Annotated in this window: 17 protein-coding genes and 2 tRNA genes; 15 read left to right on the top strand and 4 right to left on the bottom strand. The window is 66.8% G+C overall.

Annotation, left to right across the window (positions count from 1 at the left end):
• Positions 1 to 4: 4 nt before the first annotated feature.
• The 3 genes from ACZ9BC_RS12850 to ACZ9BC_RS12840 are packed head-to-tail and all read right to left on the bottom strand — an operon-like array spanning position 5 to position 3,341.
• Positions 5 to 1,528: an APC family permease gene (locus ACZ9BC_RS12850; RefSeq protein WP_476246244.1), complete on the bottom strand. Its 1,524-nt coding sequence runs from the start codon at positions 1,526 to 1,528 to the stop codon at positions 5 to 7.
• Positions 1,525 to 2,736: a glutathionylspermidine synthase family protein gene (locus tag ACZ9BC_RS12845; protein WP_476246243.1), complete on the bottom strand. Its 1,212-nt coding sequence runs from the start codon at positions 2,734 to 2,736 to the stop codon at positions 1,525 to 1,527. Before ACZ9BC_RS12845 ends, ACZ9BC_RS12850 begins: the two co-directional genes overlap by 4 nt.
• Positions 2,737 to 2,738: 2 nt before the next feature.
• Complete coding sequence (locus ACZ9BC_RS12840) at positions 2,739 to 3,341, bottom strand: Tat pathway signal protein (protein WP_476246242.1); 603 nt, start codon at positions 3,339 to 3,341, stop codon at positions 2,739 to 2,741.
• A 160-nt stretch (positions 3,342 to 3,501) separates the two neighbouring features.
• Between ACZ9BC_RS12840 and ACZ9BC_RS12835 the strand changes: the two genes are divergently transcribed.
• The 8 genes from ACZ9BC_RS12835 to ACZ9BC_RS12800 all read left to right on the top strand — a co-directional run bounded on the left by ACZ9BC_RS12835 (position 3,502) and on the right by ACZ9BC_RS12800 (position 10,770).
• Positions 3,502 to 4,158 carry an MOSC domain-containing protein gene (locus tag ACZ9BC_RS12835; RefSeq protein WP_476246241.1) on the top strand — a complete coding sequence of 219 codons (657 nt, stop codon included), beginning with the start codon at positions 3,502 to 3,504 and terminating at the stop codon, positions 4,156 to 4,158.
• Positions 4,159 to 4,562: 404 nt separating this feature from the next.
• Complete coding sequence (locus tag ACZ9BC_RS12830) at positions 4,563 to 6,698, top strand: DEAD/DEAH box helicase (protein WP_476246240.1); 2,136 nt, start codon at positions 4,563 to 4,565, stop codon at positions 6,696 to 6,698.
• Positions 6,699 to 7,137: 439 nt separating this feature from the next.
• Positions 7,138 to 7,209: transfer RNA gene (locus ACZ9BC_RS12825), tRNA-Thr, on the top strand.
• Between the two features lie 61 nt (positions 7,210 to 7,270).
• Positions 7,271 to 7,344, top strand: a tRNA-Met gene (locus ACZ9BC_RS12820).
• Between the two features lie 298 nt (positions 7,345 to 7,642).
• Entirely contained in the window at positions 7,643 to 8,590 is a 948-nt protein-coding gene (locus tag ACZ9BC_RS12815; protein WP_476246239.1) for a hypothetical protein, read from the top strand.
• Positions 8,591 to 8,728: 138 nt separating this feature from the next.
• Positions 8,729 to 9,544 carry a membrane protein insertase YidC gene (yidC, locus tag ACZ9BC_RS12810; protein WP_476246238.1) on the top strand — a complete coding sequence of 272 codons (816 nt, stop codon included), beginning with the start codon at positions 8,729 to 8,731 and terminating at the stop codon, positions 9,542 to 9,544.
• Positions 9,537 to 10,094, top strand: a complete 558-nt coding sequence (locus tag ACZ9BC_RS12805; RefSeq protein ID WP_476246237.1) for a dihydrofolate reductase family protein — start codon at positions 9,537 to 9,539, stop codon at positions 10,092 to 10,094. The genes yidC and ACZ9BC_RS12805 overlap by 8 nt, the downstream gene beginning before the upstream one ends.
• A 16-nt stretch (positions 10,095 to 10,110) precedes the next feature.
• Entirely contained in the window at positions 10,111 to 10,770 is a 660-nt protein-coding gene (locus tag ACZ9BC_RS12800; RefSeq protein WP_476246236.1) for an SDR family oxidoreductase, read from the top strand.
• Here the strand turns inward: ACZ9BC_RS12800 and ACZ9BC_RS12795 are convergent.
• Entirely contained in the window at positions 10,763 to 11,968 is a 1,206-nt protein-coding gene (locus ACZ9BC_RS12795; RefSeq protein ID WP_476246235.1) for an ROK family protein, read from the bottom strand. The two genes, ACZ9BC_RS12800 and ACZ9BC_RS12795, sit on opposite strands and share 8 nt — an antisense overlap.
• Before the next feature lie 98 nt (positions 11,969 to 12,066).
• Between ACZ9BC_RS12795 and ACZ9BC_RS12790 the strand changes: the two genes are divergently transcribed.
• The 7 genes from ACZ9BC_RS12790 to ACZ9BC_RS12760 all read left to right on the top strand — a co-directional run bounded on the left by ACZ9BC_RS12790 (position 12,067) and on the right by ACZ9BC_RS12760 (position 17,937).
• Positions 12,067 to 13,779 (top strand): glycoside hydrolase family 13 protein, encoded by a 1,713-nt coding sequence (locus tag ACZ9BC_RS12790; protein WP_476246234.1) that lies wholly within the window; start codon positions 12,067 to 12,069, stop codon positions 13,777 to 13,779.
• Between the two features lie 16 nt (positions 13,780 to 13,795).
• On the top strand, positions 13,796 to 14,737 hold the full coding sequence (locus tag ACZ9BC_RS12785) for an aldo/keto reductase (RefSeq protein ID WP_476246233.1): 942 nt from the start codon (positions 13,796 to 13,798) through the stop codon (positions 14,735 to 14,737).
• Positions 14,738 to 14,902: 165 nt separating this feature from the next.
• Positions 14,903 to 15,766, top strand: coding sequence for an HpcH/HpaI aldolase/citrate lyase family protein (locus ACZ9BC_RS12780; RefSeq protein ID WP_476246232.1), 864 nt, complete (start codon positions 14,903 to 14,905; stop codon positions 15,764 to 15,766).
• A gap of 29 nt (positions 15,767 to 15,795) precedes the next feature.
• On the top strand, positions 15,796 to 16,737 hold the full coding sequence (locus tag ACZ9BC_RS12775; protein WP_476246231.1) for a DUF2797 domain-containing protein: 942 nt from the start codon (positions 15,796 to 15,798) through the stop codon (positions 16,735 to 16,737).
• Positions 16,738 to 16,757: 20 nt separating this feature from the next.
• Positions 16,758 to 16,982, top strand: a complete 225-nt coding sequence (locus ACZ9BC_RS12770; RefSeq protein ID WP_275727684.1) for a DUF3188 domain-containing protein — start codon at positions 16,758 to 16,760, stop codon at positions 16,980 to 16,982.
• A gap of 53 nt (positions 16,983 to 17,035) precedes the next feature.
• Positions 17,036 to 17,497, top strand: a complete 462-nt coding sequence (locus ACZ9BC_RS12765) for an FAS1-like dehydratase domain-containing protein (protein WP_476246230.1) — start codon at positions 17,036 to 17,038, stop codon at positions 17,495 to 17,497.
• A 2-nt stretch (positions 17,498 to 17,499) separates the two neighbouring features.
• Entirely contained in the window at positions 17,500 to 17,937 is a 438-nt protein-coding gene (locus ACZ9BC_RS12760; RefSeq protein WP_476246229.1) for a MaoC family dehydratase, read from the top strand.
• The last annotated feature ends 2 nt before the right edge of the window (positions 17,938 to 17,939 follow it).

The following is a 17,939-nucleotide window of genomic DNA, read 5'->3' as shown; positions in this document are numbered from 1 at the left end:
GGGCCTATGCCGTGGTCGCGGCGGAGGCCACGGCTGTGGGCTTGCCCGTGAAGTAGCCGCGGGTGGAGGGCAGGAACCGGCAGACGACGGCCAGCACCACACCCAGCGCCAGCAGCACCACGCCGCTGATGAACGCCCCGCCGACGCCGAAAATCTCGGTATCGCCGTAGGCCGGGTCCCACATCTGCACGGCCGAGACAAAGAAAGCGCCTGTCAGGAGCAGCGCGCCAACCAGCGGCAGGATCCCGCGGAACCAGAGGTTACGGGCCGACTCGCGCAGGGTGCCCCGGAAGTACCAGAAGCAGGCGAAACCGGTGAGGGCGTAGTAGAAGGCGATGAACAGGCTGATGGAGCTGATGGAATCCGAGAGCAGGTTTTCGCTGAGGAAGCTCATGGCCACGTAGTAGGCGATGGCTGCCGCGCCCATCACCTGCGTGGAAAAGCCGGGAGTCTGGTTCCGTGGATGGACCCTGCCGAACCTGGCGGGCAGGGCACCATGGACGCCCATCGACAGCGTTCCGCGGGCGGTGGGCAGGATGGTGGTCTGCGTGGAGGACAGCACCGATGCGAGGACAGCGACGACGATCAGCCAGCCCCACGGGCCGAGCACGACGTCCTTCATGGCCACGAACACGTCGTCCTGGTTGGCCTCGTTGCCCAGGCCGATTCCCTCGCTGCCCACGGTGGCGTACATCATCACCAGCAGGGCCACGGAGACGTAGATGGCTACCAGGACAAAGGCCGAGATGACGGCACCGCGTCCCGGCGTGACGGACGGGTTCTCCGTTTCCTCGTTCACGGCCAGGCAGGTATCCCAGCCCCAGTAGATAAAGAGGGCCAGGAGCGCCCCGTGCACCACCGCCCCGGGATCGGCGAAGGCGCCGGCCGGGTTGAACCATTCAAGGTCGAACGCCTGCCCCTCCGGCGCCCCGCCGACGATCCGGACCACGATGGCCAGCGCGAAAATTCCCAGGGCGATGTATTGCACGTAAGTCAGCACCCGCTGGACGTGCTCGCCCAGCCTGATGCCGCGGTAGTTGACCAGGGTCATCACGGCGATGAACAGCACGCCGGTGGCGGTGACCAGGATCTTGTTTTCCGCCAGCGCCCCGTCGCCCACCAGAAGCCAGAGGTACTGGCCGGCCACCTGCGCGAGGTTGGCCAGGACCACGATGCCGGCAAGCGCCACACCCCAGCCGCCCAGCCAGCCGGCCCAGGGCCCGAAGGCGCGGCGGGACCAGGTGAAGGTGGTGCCGCAGTCCGGGATGGCGCTGTTCAGCTCGCGGAAGGCGTATGCGATGAAGAGGACAGGGATGAAACCGATGAGCAGGATCAGCGGAGTGTAGTTCCCGTTCACCGCCACGATGAGGCCCAGCGTGGCGGCAAGCGAGTAGACCGGTGCCGTGGAGGCCAAGCCGAGCATGACGGAGTCGCCAAGGTCCAGGATTCCGGCGCGCAGTCCCTTGGCGGGGACCGGGGTGCCGGGCGCTCCGCCCTGGCCGCCCGCCGTCGTCGTGTCTGTGCTCATAGTTGGATACCTGCTTTGCTGGAGGAGGCAGCGGCCGAAAGGGGCGCCGGCGCGTCGATGGTGTTGGGCACGAAGCGGCAGAAGTAGTCGGTGACGGGGCCGTCAGATTCGCGGATGCCGCAGCCTACGGATTCCCCGTCCACCACCCACAGGCCCAGGACGGGATGGCTGCCGTCGAAGTCCGGCAGCGGGTGGTACTGCTGGTAGCACCAGCCCTCGCGGCCGTACCCGCCCGGCTGCTCCAGGCTGATGCCCTCGGCGTGGATCTTGATGTTGTCGCCTTCACGGCCGTGCAGCGGCTTGGCCACCCATTCCTTCAGCGGCCCCGGCTCGTTGAGGTAGGCGGGCAGCAGGTTGGGGTGCTCCGGGTACAGGTGCCAGAGGGCGGCCAGGAGGGCCTTGTTGGAGAGCAGCATCTTCCAGGCAGGCTCCACCCAGCGGGGGTTGTGCGCGCGTTCCAGCAGCCGGTGCCCGAACGGCTCCTTCATCATCAGCTCCCACGGATACAGCTTGAAGATGGTGCTGATCATGAAGTTGTCCAGGTCCACGAAGCGGTTGAGGTTGGGGTCCCAGCCGATATCGGACATGTTGATCCCGATGGTGGTCCATCCGGCCTGGCTGGCGACGTCCCGCATGTAGGCCGCGGTCATCCAGTCTTCACCGGATTCCTCCACCTCCGAGTGCGCCACGTGGAGGGTGCTCATGCCGGTGCGGTACTGGAACTTCTTCCACTGCCGGATCAGGGCTTCATGGATGCCGTTCCACTGGTCCTTTTCCGGGAAGACGTCCTGCAGCCAGAACCACTGCGCCACGGCGGCCTCGATCAGGCCGGTGGGGGTATCAGCGTTGTATTCGAGCATCTTCGCCGGGCCGCCCTGCCCGTCGTAGATGAAGTCGAACCGGCCATAGACGTCCACGTCGCCGGCCTGCAGGGATTCAGCGGCCAGCTCCAGTGCCTGCGGACCGATGCCGATGGTGCCCATGGCTCCGGTGGCAAGGAATTGTGCCGCCTCAATGCACATCCGGTGCATCTCTTCGGCTGTCTCCTCGAGGGTTTCCACCTCGTCCATGGTGAACTCGTAGTAGGCGGATTCGTTCCAGTATTCGATCTTCCGTCCGTCATCCATGGTGGTTGTGGAGAAAACCAGGCCCTGCTCTTCAATCTTCTGCTTCCAGCCCGGCCGGGGTTCAGAGGGCAACCGCTTCACGCTCAGCCCCCCGAGACTTTGCCGCCGCCGCTGGTGCCGCTTTTGGCGCTGGTGCCGAAACCGCCCCTGCTGACGGTGCCGCCCTGGTTGGTGTAGCCCGTTGAGGCTTTTGCGCCGCTGGGCACGGTCCGGGTGTAGTTGGGAGCTGTGGAGCGGTTCTGTCCCACTGCCGGAACGTAGGCGCCACGGGAGAAGAAGTACCAGGCGTAGATGCCGCCGGCCCTCCCGGCAGAACTGTCGCAGCTGGCATCCTCGACGCGCTCGCCGGTTTCATCGTTGAAGCACACCTGCGCGTATTCGGGTTCGTCCTGGTTGCTGGCAACCACTGCGGTGATGGTGCCGGCCAGCAGGGCGGTCACGCCAAGGCCGACGACGACGGTGCGCCGCTGGGAGCGCTTCTTCCGGGCCGCCGCCTCGTTGAGCTGCTTCTCCCGGTCCCGGGCAAACGGGTCCACCGGGGTGACAGGTTCGTTGAGCAGTTCCGGGCGGAGTTCCGGTTTGGGTACCTGCCATGGAGGAGGCTTGGGGCTGCTGCCCTCGCCGGCGCCCTGGGCGCTGCCCGGCTCGCGCTCCGGATCCTTCGGATCCCCGGTGTTCGGGTCCACGGTGTCCCCCTCTGTTGTCCACGGAAATTGGGCACAGCGCTGCACCCCCAAATGCAAATCTTCAATTCAGCGTAGTCCTTGCCGGCCGGGGCTGCGAGCGGGAGATAGGGGAGCGCTGCCCATCCGGTCCGGCACGGGTCCGGGACCCTACACTGGAGCCATGGAAACCGCGTCCGTGCTTGCCGTCTGCCGTGTCCACCAACTCCTGCCCGACGCCTCGAACGTGGGCGTGACGGCGATTGACAAGCGACCCGTCGAAGGGCCGGTCAAGGTGCACCGGCTGGGCCTGCAGGGAGACATCCAGGCAAACCGGGTCCACCACGGCGGCCCGGACCAGGCCGTCTACGCCTATTCCCAGGCCGACGCCGACTATTGGGCCGCGGAGCTCCAGCGTGACGTGCCGCCGGGCATCTTCGGCGAGAACCTCCGGGTAACAGGCATCGACGCCACTTCCGCCGTGATCGGAGAGCGCTGGAAGATCGGGCTCGACGTCGAACTGGAAGTCACGTCCCCCCGCACCCCCTGTGCCACGTTCCAACGGCGGCTGGGGGAGCGCGCATTCGTCAAACGCTTCACGGAGGAGGGCAGGGTGGGGGCCTACCTCCGGGTGATCCGTACCGGAACCATCCAGGCCGGCGACCATATCCACCGGACCTTCGTTCCGCGGCACGGCGTCACGATCGGCCGGTGGTTCAGCGGGCCGGACATGGAGGCCATGGAAGCGCTCAAGGATGCGGACGCCGACGGCGAGATCCGCCTGCAGCAGCCGGAATTCACCAAGAAGTTCGAGGCGCTCCAGCGGCAGCTCCGCGGCTAGCGCGGAAGAGTACGACGGCGGAGGCGCGCCATGTGCGCAAGCTCACCGCCGCCGTCGGCCGCCTGATTTCCGGTCCGTACCTTCCGTACCGTACACTTGAAACATCCCCCACTCCGGAAATCCCTTATTCCTGCCCAATTTTTGAGGCAGGACTGGCAAGTGTTGGGGCCCGCACAAGCGATGCGGGCATTTTCATAGGGAGAGCCGGCTAAAGAAAACGCTGTACAGACTGCTGGGATAGCAGCCAAGAGATGCAGCGCGAAGTCCTGCCACGGGATTGCGAAAGCGCCGGACTTCTGTGACCGGCCGGTCAACGTTTGCCCGGCATCCACGGCACACGTACTGCGGCTCCGCTCACCTCGGGTAGTGCCGCCTGGCCCCCTATGGATGAGGAATATTTCCCTATGCCCGAAAATCACAACGACTCCGTCGACACCCCGAACACCGTGAACGACGCCCCCGCCGCGGCTGTCGAATTCACCGAGGCCGTTGCCCCCGCAGCAGAGCCCGCTGAAGCAGCTGTTGCCCCGGCAGCAGAACCCGCCGCACCCGCCGCAGAGACGTCCGCTCCCGCCGCCAAGGTCGAGGAAGACGACGAAGAAGGCATCAAGTTCGCCGACCTCGGCATCGACGGCCGCGTCCTGGCCGCCCTGCAGGACGTCGGCTACGAAAAGCCGTCCCCCATCCAGGCAGCAACCATCCCGCTGCTGCTTGAAGGCCGCGACGTTGTGGGCCTCGCCCAGACCGGCACCGGTAAGACTGCAGCATTCGCAGTACCGGCACTGTCCCGCCTGGCAGAGCTCCACGACCTCAACGGCCCGTCCCGCAAGACGCAGGCCCTGGTGCTGGCTCCTACCCGTGAGCTCGCGCTCCAGGTTGCCGAGGCCTTCACTTCCTACGCCAAGCACATCGACGACTTCACCGTCCTTCCCGTCTACGGCGGCTCCGCCTACGGCCCCCAGCTCGCAGGCCTGCGCCGCGGCGCCCAGGTGGTTGTGGGTACCCCCGGCCGCGTGATCGACCACATCGCAAAGGGCTCCCTTGACCTGTCCGAGCTCCAGTACCTGGTGCTGGACGAGGCTGACGAAATGCTCCGCATGGGCTTCGCGGACGATGTTGAGCAGATCTTCCAGCAGACGCCCGAGGACCGCCAGGTTGCACTGTTCTCTGCCACCATGCCGAGCCAGATCCGCCGTATGTCCAAGCAGTACCTGAACAACCCGGCCGAGATCTCCGTCAAGTCCAAGACCACCACCGGCGCCAACACCCGCCAGCGGTACCTGCAGGTCATGGGCCCGCACAAGCTCGATGCCATGACCCGCATCCTCGAGGTTGAAGAGTTCGACGGCGTTATTGCCTTCGTGCGGACCAAGATGGCTACCGAGGACCTCGCCGACAAGCTGAAGTCCCGCGGTTTCCAGGCGGCCGCCATCAACGGTGACATCCCGCAGCAGCAGCGTGAACGCACCGTGGACGCGCTGAAGGAAGGCCGCATCGACATCCTCGTGGCCACCGACGTCGCAGCCCGTGGCCTTGACGTGGAGCGCATCAGCCACGTCATCAACTACGACATCCCGCATGACACCGAGTCCTACGTGCACCGCATCGGCCGTACCGGCCGTGCAGGCCGTTCGGGTGACGCGATCCTCTTCATGACGCCGCGCGAGAAGTACCTGCTCCGTTCCATCGAGAAGGCCACCCGCCAGCCGGTGGAGCAGATGCACCTGCCCACGGCCGAGACCGTGAACACGCTGCGCCTGGGCAAGTTCGCCGAGCGCATCACGGAGACCCTGGCCTCCGAGGACGTGGCTCCGTTCCGCGACCTCATCGCGTCCTACGAGGAAGAGCACAACGTTCCGGCCTCGGAGATCGCAGCCGCGCTTGCCGTGATGGCACAGGGCGGACAGCCGCTGCTGGTCAAGGAGCTCCCCGCAGCTCCCGAGTTCCAGAAGCGCGAGCGCTCCAAGGACGGCTTCGGCTCCCGCGGCCCCACCCGTGCGCTCACCGAGGGCAACGCCACCTACCGGATCGCCGTGGGACGCCGCCAGCGCGTCATGCCCGGTTCCATCGTGGGCGCCATCGCCAACGAGGGCGGCATCTCCTCGGCGCAGATCGGCGGCATCGACATCCGCTCGGACCACTCCCTGGTGGAGCTGCCCGCGGACCTGAGCCCCGAGCAGCTGCGTGCCCTGTCCCGCACCCGGATCGGCGGCGAGCTGATCCACCTCGAGCTGGATAACGGCCGCAAGCCCTCGGGCGAACGCGGCGCCTACCAGGGCAACCGCGGCGGCGACCGTGGCGGTGACCGCGGCGGCAACTTCAAGGGCAGCGGTGGGTTCAAGAAGGAGTTCCGCAAGAACGACGGCGAGCGCACCTCCGCGGACCGCGGCGGCCGCTCCTACAGCGAACGTTCCGAGCGCTCCTTCGGCGACCGTGGCCAGTCCAGCGACTCCCGCTTCGGCGGCCACGGCGACGGCTCCCGCAAGCCCCGCGGCAACGAAGGCGGACACCGCGACTTCAACCGCAAGGGCAAGTGGTAACCGTCAGCTAGTCTGACATCCCCGATGGGCCGGCTTTCGAGCCGGCCCATCGGCATTTAACGCACGACGGCGGCGGCCCCTCCGTCGTCCGGTCCTTTGTCTTTCCCCGCAGCCGGTGACGTCGCCCGCGGCCCAGGACAACGCGGGGTCACTCCTGGCCCGTTCCGCGCCTGGAAGTGGGCCGGAAGTGACTTCGCGTTGTTGCCGTGCGCGGACAAAAAGTTTTCGGGTGTGGGACTCGCCACACTTCATGCATCTCGCGGGTCTGCACTGGGCCTTTGACGCCCGGCGCGGTGCCGGCTGGCGGCCCCGGAACCCTTGTATTGGCGCGGAAAAGCGACCCTGTGAAGGGGAGAAGCGCAACTGTTGCGCCGCTTCCCGGCCGCCCGGGGAGCCGATTTGTTGGTGGGAAAATCTTCCGGTAGAGTATTTACTCGTTGCCCCCCTAGCTCAGTGGTAGAGCGCGTTCTTGGTAAGAACGAGGTCACCGGATCGATTCCGGTGGGGGGCTCTGAATGAGGGCCTGTGTCAAGGCGGTTTTGACCGGCTTGGCGCAGGTTTTTCTCATTCGTGGCGGTGTAGCTCAGTTGGTTAGAGCGCACGACTCATAATCGTGAGGTCGGGAGATCGAGCCTCCCCACCGCTACAGGCTAAACCCCCGGAATCCCCGAGATTCCGGGGGTTTTCCTGTTTAACTTCCTCATTGGGTGCCCCTCGCTGCAGGTCCTGGGGCCGGCGTGTCACCGATTGGCATCCTTCCCGCCGGCCAAGGTAACGTTTAGGTCACCGGCTGGCGCACACGCCTCCCAAAGAGCGTCGTTGATGCTTGCGTGTGGTAAGCCCCCAGGTGGCAGCGCCCTTGCGTTCCGCAGCCGCGCCCAACTCCGGGCAGGATCCCCCTGGGACTGCCCGTTCCGCACTCCCATGAAGAGGCTTTGTTTTCCATGCGCAGAAACAATCTGCTGGCCGTCGGCATGCTCTCGGTCCTGCTCGCCACGTCGGCGTGCAGCGGCGTAAGCAGCGACGCAAACTCATCCGCACAGTCCTCGGCGAACGCCGGTATTGAAGCCAGCTCCAGCACCGTCCACGACAAGTCGTCCGCAGAGGTGGGGGCCTCCCAGCGCGCTGCCGCCGAAAAGGCCGCTGCTGCCAAGAAGGCCGAGGAAGCTGCCGCAGCCGAGAAGGCCCAGGCAGCAGCCGAAGCTGAGAAGGCCGCCAAGGCCGCAGCCGAAAAAGCAGAGGCCGAGAAGGCCCAGGCGGCGGCAGTGGCAACCGCCCAGAAGGCAGCTGAAAAGCTGCAGACCGTGCGCCCCGTGCCGTCGGCTGTCCCGGCACCCGCAGCCCCTGCCGCTGCCCCCGCACCGGTCCTGCCGGCGTCGACCTCCGAACGGATCGTCACCACCGCCTACACGACGGCGTACACCTGGTACGACAACACCCCGGCAGGCTCGTCCGCCATCAGCCACCCGGTACTGCACAAGACCGCCGGAGGCGCCGGCACCTACGAAGACCCCATCACCATCGCCGTGGGCCACTCGCTGGCCACCGGTGAGGACGTCCTCGACTTCCCGGCCGGCACGCGGATCTACCTTCCGGACGTCCGCCGCTACTTCATCGTCGAAGACACCTGCGGTGACGGCAACGATCCCCAGGGCGGCCCGTGCCACCAGGGCGTCAACGTCCATGGCACCAACTCCACCATCTGGATCGACATGTGGATCGGCGGCCAGAGCATGAGCGCCGACGGCGCCAACGCCTGCGCCAGCAAGGTAACCAACGTCAACACCGCCGTCTTCAACCCGGCAAGCAACTACGTTGTGGCACCGGGGGCAGGAGTCATCCACGACGGCAAGTGCGATGCCGGCTACGGCAACACGCTCGTAAAGCAGTAAACAAACGGACATGTCCACCAGCTTCAACTGGTGGCCCTGCGGGGGCTGGCGATCTTCGCCGGCCCCCGCTTTTTCGTTGCGTGACAAGTTCCCGGTTTCGCCGTAGCTTTGCGGCATCAGACATTGGGGGACCGCCGCATGGACGTACTTGACGAAATCATGGCTCCGTTCCAGTGGCTTGTGTCCGTCACCATGGTCGGAATCCACGACGGGCTAAGCGCGGCCGGCATGCCGGCGGCCAGCGGCTGGACCTGGACGCTGTCCATCATCGGGCTGGTGCTGCTGATCCGCGCGGCGCTGATTCCCGTGTTCCTGAAGCAGCTCGATGCCCAGCGCTGGATGCGGCTCCTGCAGCCGGACCTGAAGAAGCTCCAGGAAAAATACCAAGGCAAAACGGACCCGCTGTCCCGCCAGGCAATGGCCCAGGAGCAGATGGCGCTGTACCGGGAGCACGGGACCAACCCGTTTTCGGCCTGCCTTCCCGTGCTGGTCCAGGTCCCGTTCTTCCTGGGACTGTTCCAGGTCCTCTCCGGCATCAGTACACGGGCGCAGCAGGGGGAGGGGATCGGGGCGATGAGCGCCGGCCACGTGGTGCAGTTTGACCAGTCCAGCATCTTCGGGGCGTCCTTGACCGCGTCGGTGCTTCATGGCGGTGCCGGCGACCCGGCCGCCGTTGTGCTGCTGACCGTCCTGATGATCCTGGTGATGGTCGCTGCGCAGTTCTTGACGCAAAGACGGATCATGGCCCGGACGGCGGTCCCGGGGGCTCCTGAAAGCCCCTTTGTGAAGCAGCAAAAGATGCTGCTTTACGCGCTGCCCGTCGTCTTCGCTGTGGGCGGCGTCCTGTTTCCCATCGGTGTCCTGGTCTATTGGACGGTCACCAATCTCTGGACCATGGTGCAGCAGTTCCTCGTCAGTGACCGGCAGGCGGGGCAGAATGGGGCGCATGGCTGAGCTCATCTACACCGGCATCGCCTCCCTGGACGGCTACGTCGCAGACAGCAGCGGCAACTTCGACTGGAGCGCACCGGATGAGGAAGTGCACGCCTTCGTCAACGATCTTGAACGCGAGGTCACCACGTACCTGCTGGGGCGGCGCATGTACGAGGTCATGGCCGTCTGGGAAACCCTTGGCGGCAGCGACGATCCGCCCGTGATCCAGGACTACGCCCGCATCTGGCGCGCCGCGGACAAGATCGTCTATTCGGAAACCCTGGACGCGCCGCCGGCTCCGAGAACGCGGATCGAGCGCTCCTTCGATGCCGGTGCCATCCGGAACCTGAAGGAGAACACGGAAGGCAGCATCGGCATCGGCGGGTCCACCCTGGCCGCTGCCGCGCTCCGGGCCGGGCTGGTGGACGAGTGCCGGATATTCCTCAACCCGGTATCGGTGGGCGGGGGCCTGCGGTTCCTGCCCGACGGCCTGAACCTCCGGCTGGAACTCGTGGATGAGCGCACGTTCCGGAACGGCGTGGTCTACCTGCGCTACCGCTGCCTGGCTTGAGGGGCAGAATGGGTCCATGACCCGAATCGCAATCATCGGCGGCCACGGCAAAGTGGCCCTCCACCTGTCCACCCTCCTCGCGGAAGAAGGCCACAGCGTCACCTCGTTCATCCGCAACCCGGACCATGCGTCCGATGTCGCGGAAACCGGCGCAACGCCGTCGGTCCTCGACATCGAAAATGCCACGACGGCGGACATCGCCGCCGCGCTGCAGGGCCACGACGCCGTGGTGTGGTCTGCCGGTGCCGGCGGCGGCAACCCTTCGCGGACCTATGCCGTGGACAGGGACGCGGCCATCCGGTCGATGGACGCCGCAGCGCAGGCCGGCGTGAACCGCTACGTGATGGTGTCCTACCTCGGGGCGCGCAAGGACCATGGGGTGCCGGAGGACAACGGCTTTTTTGCCTACGCCGAGGCGAAAGCCGCGGCTGATGAGTACCTGCGCGCGACTGGCCTCGCGTGGACAATCCTGGGGCCGGGCACCCTGACCGATAAACCCGGCACGGGCATGATCAAGGTCAACCCCTCTGCGGGGGAGGACGGACGGGGAACGTCGCGCAGCAATACGGCCATCGTGGCAGCAGCCGTGCTGGACCTGCCGGAGACGGCGGGCCGGACGATCGAGTTCTGCGACGGCTCGCTGCCGGTTGCTGCCGCCCTGGAGTCGCTTAACTGACCGTTGTGGACAGTTCCAGGTCGAGGGAATTTTTCTCCACGTAGTCCAGCGCCGCACGGACCGCTCCAACAGTCACCATGGCGTCGCCCAGCGGGGAGACGGCGATGCGCGGGGGAGTGGCCGTGAATTCCGGCAGCCGTGCGGCGATAGGGTCCAGCAGCACACCGGCCGAGTTGGCCACCGCGCCGCCAATGACCACAAGCTCCGGGTTGCACATGGTGGCCACCGTGCCAATGACGCGGGCCATCCTGTCTGCCAGGCGCTCCAGGATGTCCTGCGCCACGGCATCGCCGGATGCCGCTGCGGCGAAGACCTGTTCTGCCTCGGCGCCATTGCGGGCGTGGATGCGCAGGGACGTCTTTGCCGGGCCGGCCACGGCTTCCGCTGCCCAGGTCCGGGCAAGGTGGGCGATGCCATAGGTGTCGCCCACACCCTGCACCAGGTCCAGGAAGGCCAGCTCGCCGGCGCTGCCGCGGCTGCCGTGCAGCAGCCGGCCGCCGTCGATGACCCCGGAGCCCAGGCGTTCGCTGGCGAGGATGACCACCACGTCATCCACGCCGGCGGCCGCGCCCAGCCAGCGGTCCCCGAGCGCCGCCAGGTTGGCGTCGTTCTCCAGCAGCACCGTCCAGCCCCGAAGGTCCTTCAGGGACGCCCGCAGGTCAATATCGAACAGGCCCCAGAATTTCTGCGTTGCGAGCACGTCGCCGTGCCGGTCCACGGGGGCGGCAACGCCTGCGCAGGCAGCGAGGACTTCCTCCGGCCCGGCAGCAGCGCTGTCCAGCGCCGTCATGGCCACCTGGTCGATAAAGCTGATGCGCTGGACGGCAGTAAGGTCGGCGACATCAAAACGCCGGCTCAACCTGGCCACGGTCTTGCCCCGCAAGTCCGCAACAACCGCCGTCACCTTGGAAAAGCCGATGTCCAGGCCAAGGACCACGCCGGCCCGGTGGTTCAGTTCAAACCTGCGGGCCGGCCGCCCCTTCTGGTAGTCCCCGAAGGCCCGCTGGTTTTCCAGCTCGCGGATCCACCCTCGGTCCTTCAGGTCCTCGCACACGGAAATGGCGGTTGCCCTCGTCAGGCCGGTGGCGTCCATGACCTCCGTAACCGTCACCGCGCCGGAGAGGCGCATGAACTCCAGCACGGCGCCGGCACTGACCCGCCGCAGCAGGCTTGGAGTGGCAAGGGGCATTTCAGGCATGCTGTTGACCTTTCTGCGGACCACACCAGATAACATTCGAGGAAGTAAATTTAGAGTCAAAATAAATATACGCCGAACCAGAAGAAAAGGATCACCCCTTGTCCACCACTGCCACCCTGGCAACCCTGTCCGACTCCGACCGTCCGGCCGATCCCAACTGGTGGCGCCAGGCGTCCGTCTACCAGATCTATCCGCGCAGCTTCGCCGATTCGAACGGTGACGGCATCGGAGACCTGAAAGGCATCACGTCCAAGGTCCCGTACCTGAAGTCGCTGGGGATCGATGCTGTGTGGCTGAGCCCCTTCTACCCCTCAGCGCTCGCCGACGGCGGCTACGACGTTGACGACTACCGCGATGTGGATCCCAAGCTCGGTACCCTGGACGACTTCGACGAGATGGCCAAGGCCCTGCACGACGCCGGCATCAAGCTGATCGCGGACATCGTGCCCAACCACTCCTCCGACCGGCACAAGTGGTTCCAGGAAGCCCTCGCGTCCCCGAAGGGTTCCCCGGCCCGCGACCGCTACATCTTCCGTGACGGCAAGGGCCCCAACGGCGAGTTCCCGCCGTCGGACTGGGACTCCGTGTTCGGCGGATCAGCGTGGGAGCGCATCACTGAGCCGGACGGCACCCCCGGCCAGTGGTACATGCACATCTTCGCGAAGGAGCAGCCGGACCTGAACTGGTCCAACCGGGAGATCCGGGACGACTTCCTCAAGACCCTGCGCTTCTGGTCGGACCGCGGCGTGGACGGTTTCCGGGTGGACGTGGCCCACGCCCTCACCAAGGACCTCACCGAGCCGCTGCTCTCCAAGCTGGAACTGAGCGCCGCCAACACCGGCGTGGACGGATTCGACGACGGCACCCACCCGTTCTGGGACCGCGACGAAGTCCACGAAATCTACGCCGAATGGCGCGAGGTGTTCAACGAGTACAACCCGCCGCGCACCGCCGTCGCGGAAGCGTGGGTCCACGCCACCCGGCGCGCCCGCTATGCCAGCCCGCAGGGCCTGGGCCAGGCGTTCAACTTCGACCTGCTGCAGGCCGGTTTCGACGCCGCCGAATACCAGGAGATCATCACCCGCAACCTCGCCGAAGCGGCCGCCACCGGCGCCTCGTCCACCTGGGTGTTCTCCAACCACGACGTTGTCCGCCATGCCACCCGCTACGGGCTGCCTCAGGTGTCCAAGGGCAAGGGGCACACCAAGGGCCAGGACGGCAAGGACTGGCTGCTCGCCGGCGGACCCGCAGAGGAACTGGACGTGGAGCTGGGCGAACGCCGGGCCCGCGCGGCCACGCTCCTGATGCTCGCCGTCCCGGGATCCGCGTATCTGTACCAAGGCGAGGAGCTGGGGCTGCAGGAAGTGGCGGACATTCCGGAATCGGAGCGCCAGGACCCGTCCTTCTTCCGCAACAAGGGAGTGGAAATCGGCCGCGACGGCTGCCGCGTGCCGCTGCCGTGGAAGGTGGAGGGCACCTCTTTCGGATTCGGCGAGGGCGGCTCGCACCTGCCCCAGCCGGACTGGTTCAGCAAGTACGCGGTCGAGGCGCAGGACGGCACCAAAGGCTCCACCCTGGAGCTGTACCGCACCGCGCTGAAGCTGCGCCATGAACTGCAGACGGACGAGGAACTCGAATGGGTCGAGGCCGGCAACCCCGAGGTCCTGCACTTCCGCCGCCCCAACGGCTGGCAGTCAGTAACCAACTTCGGGGACACCGCCGTCGACCGTCCTGCCGGAACCGTGCTGGTCAGCAGCGCACCGCTGGAGGACGGCAAGCTGCCGGCCAATACCACCGCGTGGCTGCGCTGATGCGGGAAGTCATCCGTTGCAGGAGCTGATCTACGGCTGCATGGGCCTGGGCGGCAGCTGGTCCGACGAGCCGCATGGGAGCAGCCATGTGGACGAGGCCGCTGCCGCCGTCCACGCTGCCCTGGACGCCGGCATCACGCTTTTCGACCATGCGGACATCTACCGCAGCGGCAAGTCGGAGGCGGTCTTCGGGGAAGTGCTGGCCGGCACGCCTGGGCTGCGGGACCGGATCAGGCTCCAGACCAAATGCGGAATCCGGCTGAACGAGAGGGGCCTGCAGACCCACTATGACCTCAGCCGCGACGCCATACTTGAGCGCGTCAACGGGAGCCTGGAACGGCTACGGACCGACTACGTGGACATCCTCCTGCTGCACCGCCCCGATCCTCTGGCGGACCCCGCGGAGGTGGCGTCCGCCGTCGGGCAACTCATGGCTGAAGGCAAGGTCCGGCAGCTGGGTGTGTCCAACATGTCCGGCGCGCAGATCGAGGTGCTGCAGGACCGGCTGGAGACGCCCGTGGTGGCAAACCAGCTGGAGATGAGCCTGCTCAAGCGGGCCTGGCTGGAAAGCCAGGTGCTGGTCAACCATCCCGAGCACCTGGACTACAGCTTTCCGCACGGCACGCTGGAGTACTGCACCCGCAACTCCATCACCCTGCAGGCGTACGGCTCGCTGGCCCGCGGCCTGTACACCGGCGCGGAACCGGAGAGCCCCACCTCCGCCGAGTCCGCCACCTCGGAGCTGGTGGCCGCGCTGGCCCACGAGCACGGCACCTCCGGCGAGGCCGTGCTGCTCGGCTGGCTGATGAAGCACCCGGCAGGCATCGCGCCGGTAATCGGGACGGTCAACCCGGACCGCATCCGTGCCTGTGCCGACGCTGCCCGGATGGCCCGGGAACTGACCCGCGCCGACTGGTACCGGCTCTGGGTGACGGCGCGGGGCAGCAACATCCCCTGACCTCCCCAAGTGGGTAGCAGCAAGTGTCGTTATGGAGCCCCATAACGACACTTGCTGCCACCTACTTTGATCAGGATTGAGTCATATGGGGTTTAGTTCGTATTGAACCTCACATGCCGGCCGTTTTCTTCGACGTGCTGCTTGCCGGGCGGATACGGTAGATACATGACGTCTACCATCGCCGCCGAAACTGTACGGCCCGAACGCAATATCCCCGCAGAGATCGCCCGCTCCTGGCTCCTGGTCAATGCCATGAAGCCCGAGCTCTTCGACCAGTCGGCAGTCTCCCGCGCCGACTCGATCATCCTGGATATTGAAGATGCCGTGGACCCGTCGCAGAAGGACCAGGCGCGGAACAACGTGGTGGACTGGCTCACGGCCGGCGGCAAGGCCTGGGTCCGCATCAACGATGCCACCAGCCGGTTCTGGGCTGACGACCTCGCCGGCCTGCGCGGCACGCCCGGCCTGTTGGGGGTCATGCTCGCCAAGACCGAATCAGCGGACCAGGTGACCGAGAGCTTCCACCGCATGGACGGCAAGACTCCCGTCATCCCGCTGGTGGAATCCGCCCTGGGCATCGAGGAAGCCAATCACATCGCCAGGGCCCAGGGCGCCTTCCGCCTGGCCTTCGGTTCCGGCGACTTCCGCCGCGACACCGGCATGGCCGCCACCGCCGAGGCCATGGCCTACCCCCGCGCCAAGCTGGTGGTCGCCAGCCGCGTCGGCAACCTGCCGGGCCCCATCGACGGCCCCACCGTCGGCACCAACCACCCCATCCTCCGCGAGCAGACCGGCATCACCGTGATGATGGGCATGACCGGCAAGCTCTGCCTGGCCATCGACCAGACCCCCGTCATCAACGAGGTCATCAGCCCCACGCCGTCCGACGTCGCCTGGGCCACCGACTTCATGGCCGACTTCGAGGCCAACGGCCGTGTCATCCGCGACGGCTCCGACCTGCCCCGCCTGGGCCGCGCCGAAAAGATCATGAAGCTCGCGGTAGCCTTCGGCGTGCAGCCGGCGCTGTAGCCGCCCCGCTTTCCACTCCAGGAGACCCCGTGACCGATACCCGCTATCTGGTCCACGGGGTCTTTTGGGATGGGCCGCCGGCTTCCGCAACGGAGTACGACGGCGGCGCCCCGGTTCTGCGCCTTCAGTCACCCTCCGGGGACTTCCGGCAGCTCAGCCTCCACCCGGGTGCCCGGCTCGGCTTCCACGTCATTGAGCACGGCAGGTCCTGCCTGGGCCACCTTCGCGTCCACTCGTCCACGCGCCGTGACCATATCCTGTGTACGGCCGGCGCCCCGGCAGCCAAGGGCAAGCAGTGCGAACGCTGCTTCATGCTCGACGAGTCCCGGCTGATCCACGACTTTCACCGCGGCGGCCGCGTCACCCCCGGCCTGCGGGACTACCTGATGCAGGAGCACTGGCTGTATGTGGCCACCTTCGCCGGCGGCGGCAGCAAGGTGGGAACGGCGTCCGGGCCCCGGAAATGGCACCGGCTCGCAGAGCAGGGCGCCGTGACGGCCAGGTACGTGGCCAGGGCACAGGACGGCCGCGTGGTGCGGATCCTGGAGGACCTGGTGACGGCCGAAGCCGGGCTGGCACAGCAGGTGCGGTCCGCCGCGAAGTCGGAGGCGCTGCTGCAGCCGCTCGCACCAGCCGAACTGGACGCCCTCAACGCCCGGCATGCTGGCCAAGTCCGCGGCCTGCTGGCGGGCACCGCCGTCGAGGGCTTTGCCATTTTGGACGAGCAGTGGGTGCGTCCGGCACAGGCCTCCCGCCTTTGCGTCCCCGCGGCCCGCCACGCCTACCCGTATCCGCTGGACAGCGGGCGGCACGGCTTCCATATCGCGGCGCTCAGCGGACTCATCGCGCTGGCCCGGCTGGACGGGACCGACGCCGAGTTTGTGGTGAACCTGGGCCAACTGGCGGCACGCACCATAGTCCTGGGGGACTTCGCCTCGGACGTACCGGCGGTGCAGGAACCCCTGTTCTAGGCAGCCGGTAAACTGGGACGGTGCTGAACGAATTCTGGGCCACCGCGCCAACCCGCTACAAAGTCCTGGTCTTCAGCGCGATGGGCCTGATCGCCGTCGGCATCATCCTGAACCTGGTGGGCAACACCAGCGGCAACCAGGGATTGGCCACCGCGTCGCTGCCGCTGATCGGGCTGGGCCTGCTCCTGCACATCGCCGGCATCGTGGTCCGCGGCCAGGCCATCCGCAAGAACCTGCGCCGGTAGCTGTTTCCGCGCGGTTTTCTGCCCCCTGACGGGCGGGCGATAGGGTTGAAGCCATGACTATCAATCCGGATCTGCAGGGCCGAAGCTACCCTGCCGCAGAGGTGTACGACGTTGGCCGCGAGAAAATCCGCGAGTTCGCCCGCGCCGTCAAAGCCACCCACCCTGCACACTTCGACGTGGATGCAGCCAAGGCCCTGGGCCACAGCGACCTGGTGGCCCCGCCCACCTTCGCAATCATCATCGCCCAGCGCGCGGACGCGCAGCTCATCGAGGACCCGGACGCCGGCATCGATTTCTCCCGCGTGGTCCACGCGGACCAGCGCTTCACCCACCACCGGCCCATCTTCGCCGGCGACCGCCTGGTGGCAGAACTGCACGTGGACGGCGTCCGGGCCATGGGCGGCGGCGCGATGATCACCACGCGCTCCGAAATCTTTGCCCTGGCGGCCGACGATTCCAAGGAACCGGTCACCACCACCACGTCATCCATCCTGGTCCGCGGAGAGGGACAGTAGCCATGAGCCCCAGTTTCAATGAACTCAGCGCCGGCCAGGAGATCGGCAGCCGCACCGTCGAGGTCACCAGGACGGACCTGGTCAAGTACGCCGGTGCCTCCGGGGACTTCAACCCCATCCACTGGAACGAGGGCTTCGCCACCGGCGTGGAACTGCCCGGCGTCATCGCGCACGGCATGTTCACCATGGGCTCGGCCGTCCAGCTGGTGACCGACTGGGCCGGGGACCCGGCTGCCGTCGTCGACTTCCAGACCCGCTTCACCAAGCCGGTCCTGGTCACCGACACCACCGGGACCGAAGAACCGGGGGCCACTATCGAGGTCAGCGGCACCATCGGGAAGCTCGACGCCGATGCCGGCACCGCCCGCGTTGACCTCACCGTGGTCTCGGCCGGGCAAAAAGTCCTGATGAAGGCCCAGGCCGTCGTCAAGCTTTCCTGAGC

This window comes from Pseudarthrobacter sp. TE3704, from assembly GCF_056279405.1.
Note: the sequence above shows the minus strand (reverse complement) of the source record. Positions and strands in the feature narration are given on the sequence as shown.

Excerpts from the sequence above, each read along its gene's own strand:
- ACZ9BC_RS12805 (WP_476246237.1), top strand. The coding sequence starts at position 9,537 with ATGGCTGAGCTCATCTACACCGGCATCGCCTCCCTGGACGGCTACGTC.
- ACZ9BC_RS12830 (WP_476246240.1), top strand. The coding sequence starts at position 4,563 with ATGCCCGAAAATCACAACGACTCCGTCGACACCCCGAACACCGTGAAC.
- ACZ9BC_RS12850 (WP_476246244.1), bottom strand. The coding sequence starts at position 1,528 with ATGAGCACAGACACGACGACGGCGGGCGGCCAGGGCGGAGCGCCCGGC.
- ACZ9BC_RS12765 (WP_476246230.1), top strand. The coding sequence starts at position 17,036 with ATGACTATCAATCCGGATCTGCAGGGCCGAAGCTACCCTGCCGCAGAG.
- ACZ9BC_RS12795 (WP_476246235.1), bottom strand. The coding sequence starts at position 11,968 with ATGCCTGAAATGCCCCTTGCCACTCCAAGCCTGCTGCGGCGGGTCAGT.
- ACZ9BC_RS12800 (WP_476246236.1), top strand. The coding sequence starts at position 10,111 with ATGACCCGAATCGCAATCATCGGCGGCCACGGCAAAGTGGCCCTCCAC.
- ACZ9BC_RS12815 (WP_476246239.1), top strand. The coding sequence starts at position 7,643 with ATGCGCAGAAACAATCTGCTGGCCGTCGGCATGCTCTCGGTCCTGCTC.
- ACZ9BC_RS12760 (WP_476246229.1), top strand. The coding sequence starts at position 17,500 with ATGAGCCCCAGTTTCAATGAACTCAGCGCCGGCCAGGAGATCGGCAGC.
- ACZ9BC_RS12780 (WP_476246232.1), top strand. The coding sequence starts at position 14,903 with ATGACGTCTACCATCGCCGCCGAAACTGTACGGCCCGAACGCAATATC.
- ACZ9BC_RS12835 (WP_476246241.1), top strand. The coding sequence starts at position 3,502 with ATGGAAACCGCGTCCGTGCTTGCCGTCTGCCGTGTCCACCAACTCCTG.
- yidC (WP_476246238.1), top strand. The coding sequence starts at position 8,729 with ATGGACGTACTTGACGAAATCATGGCTCCGTTCCAGTGGCTTGTGTCC.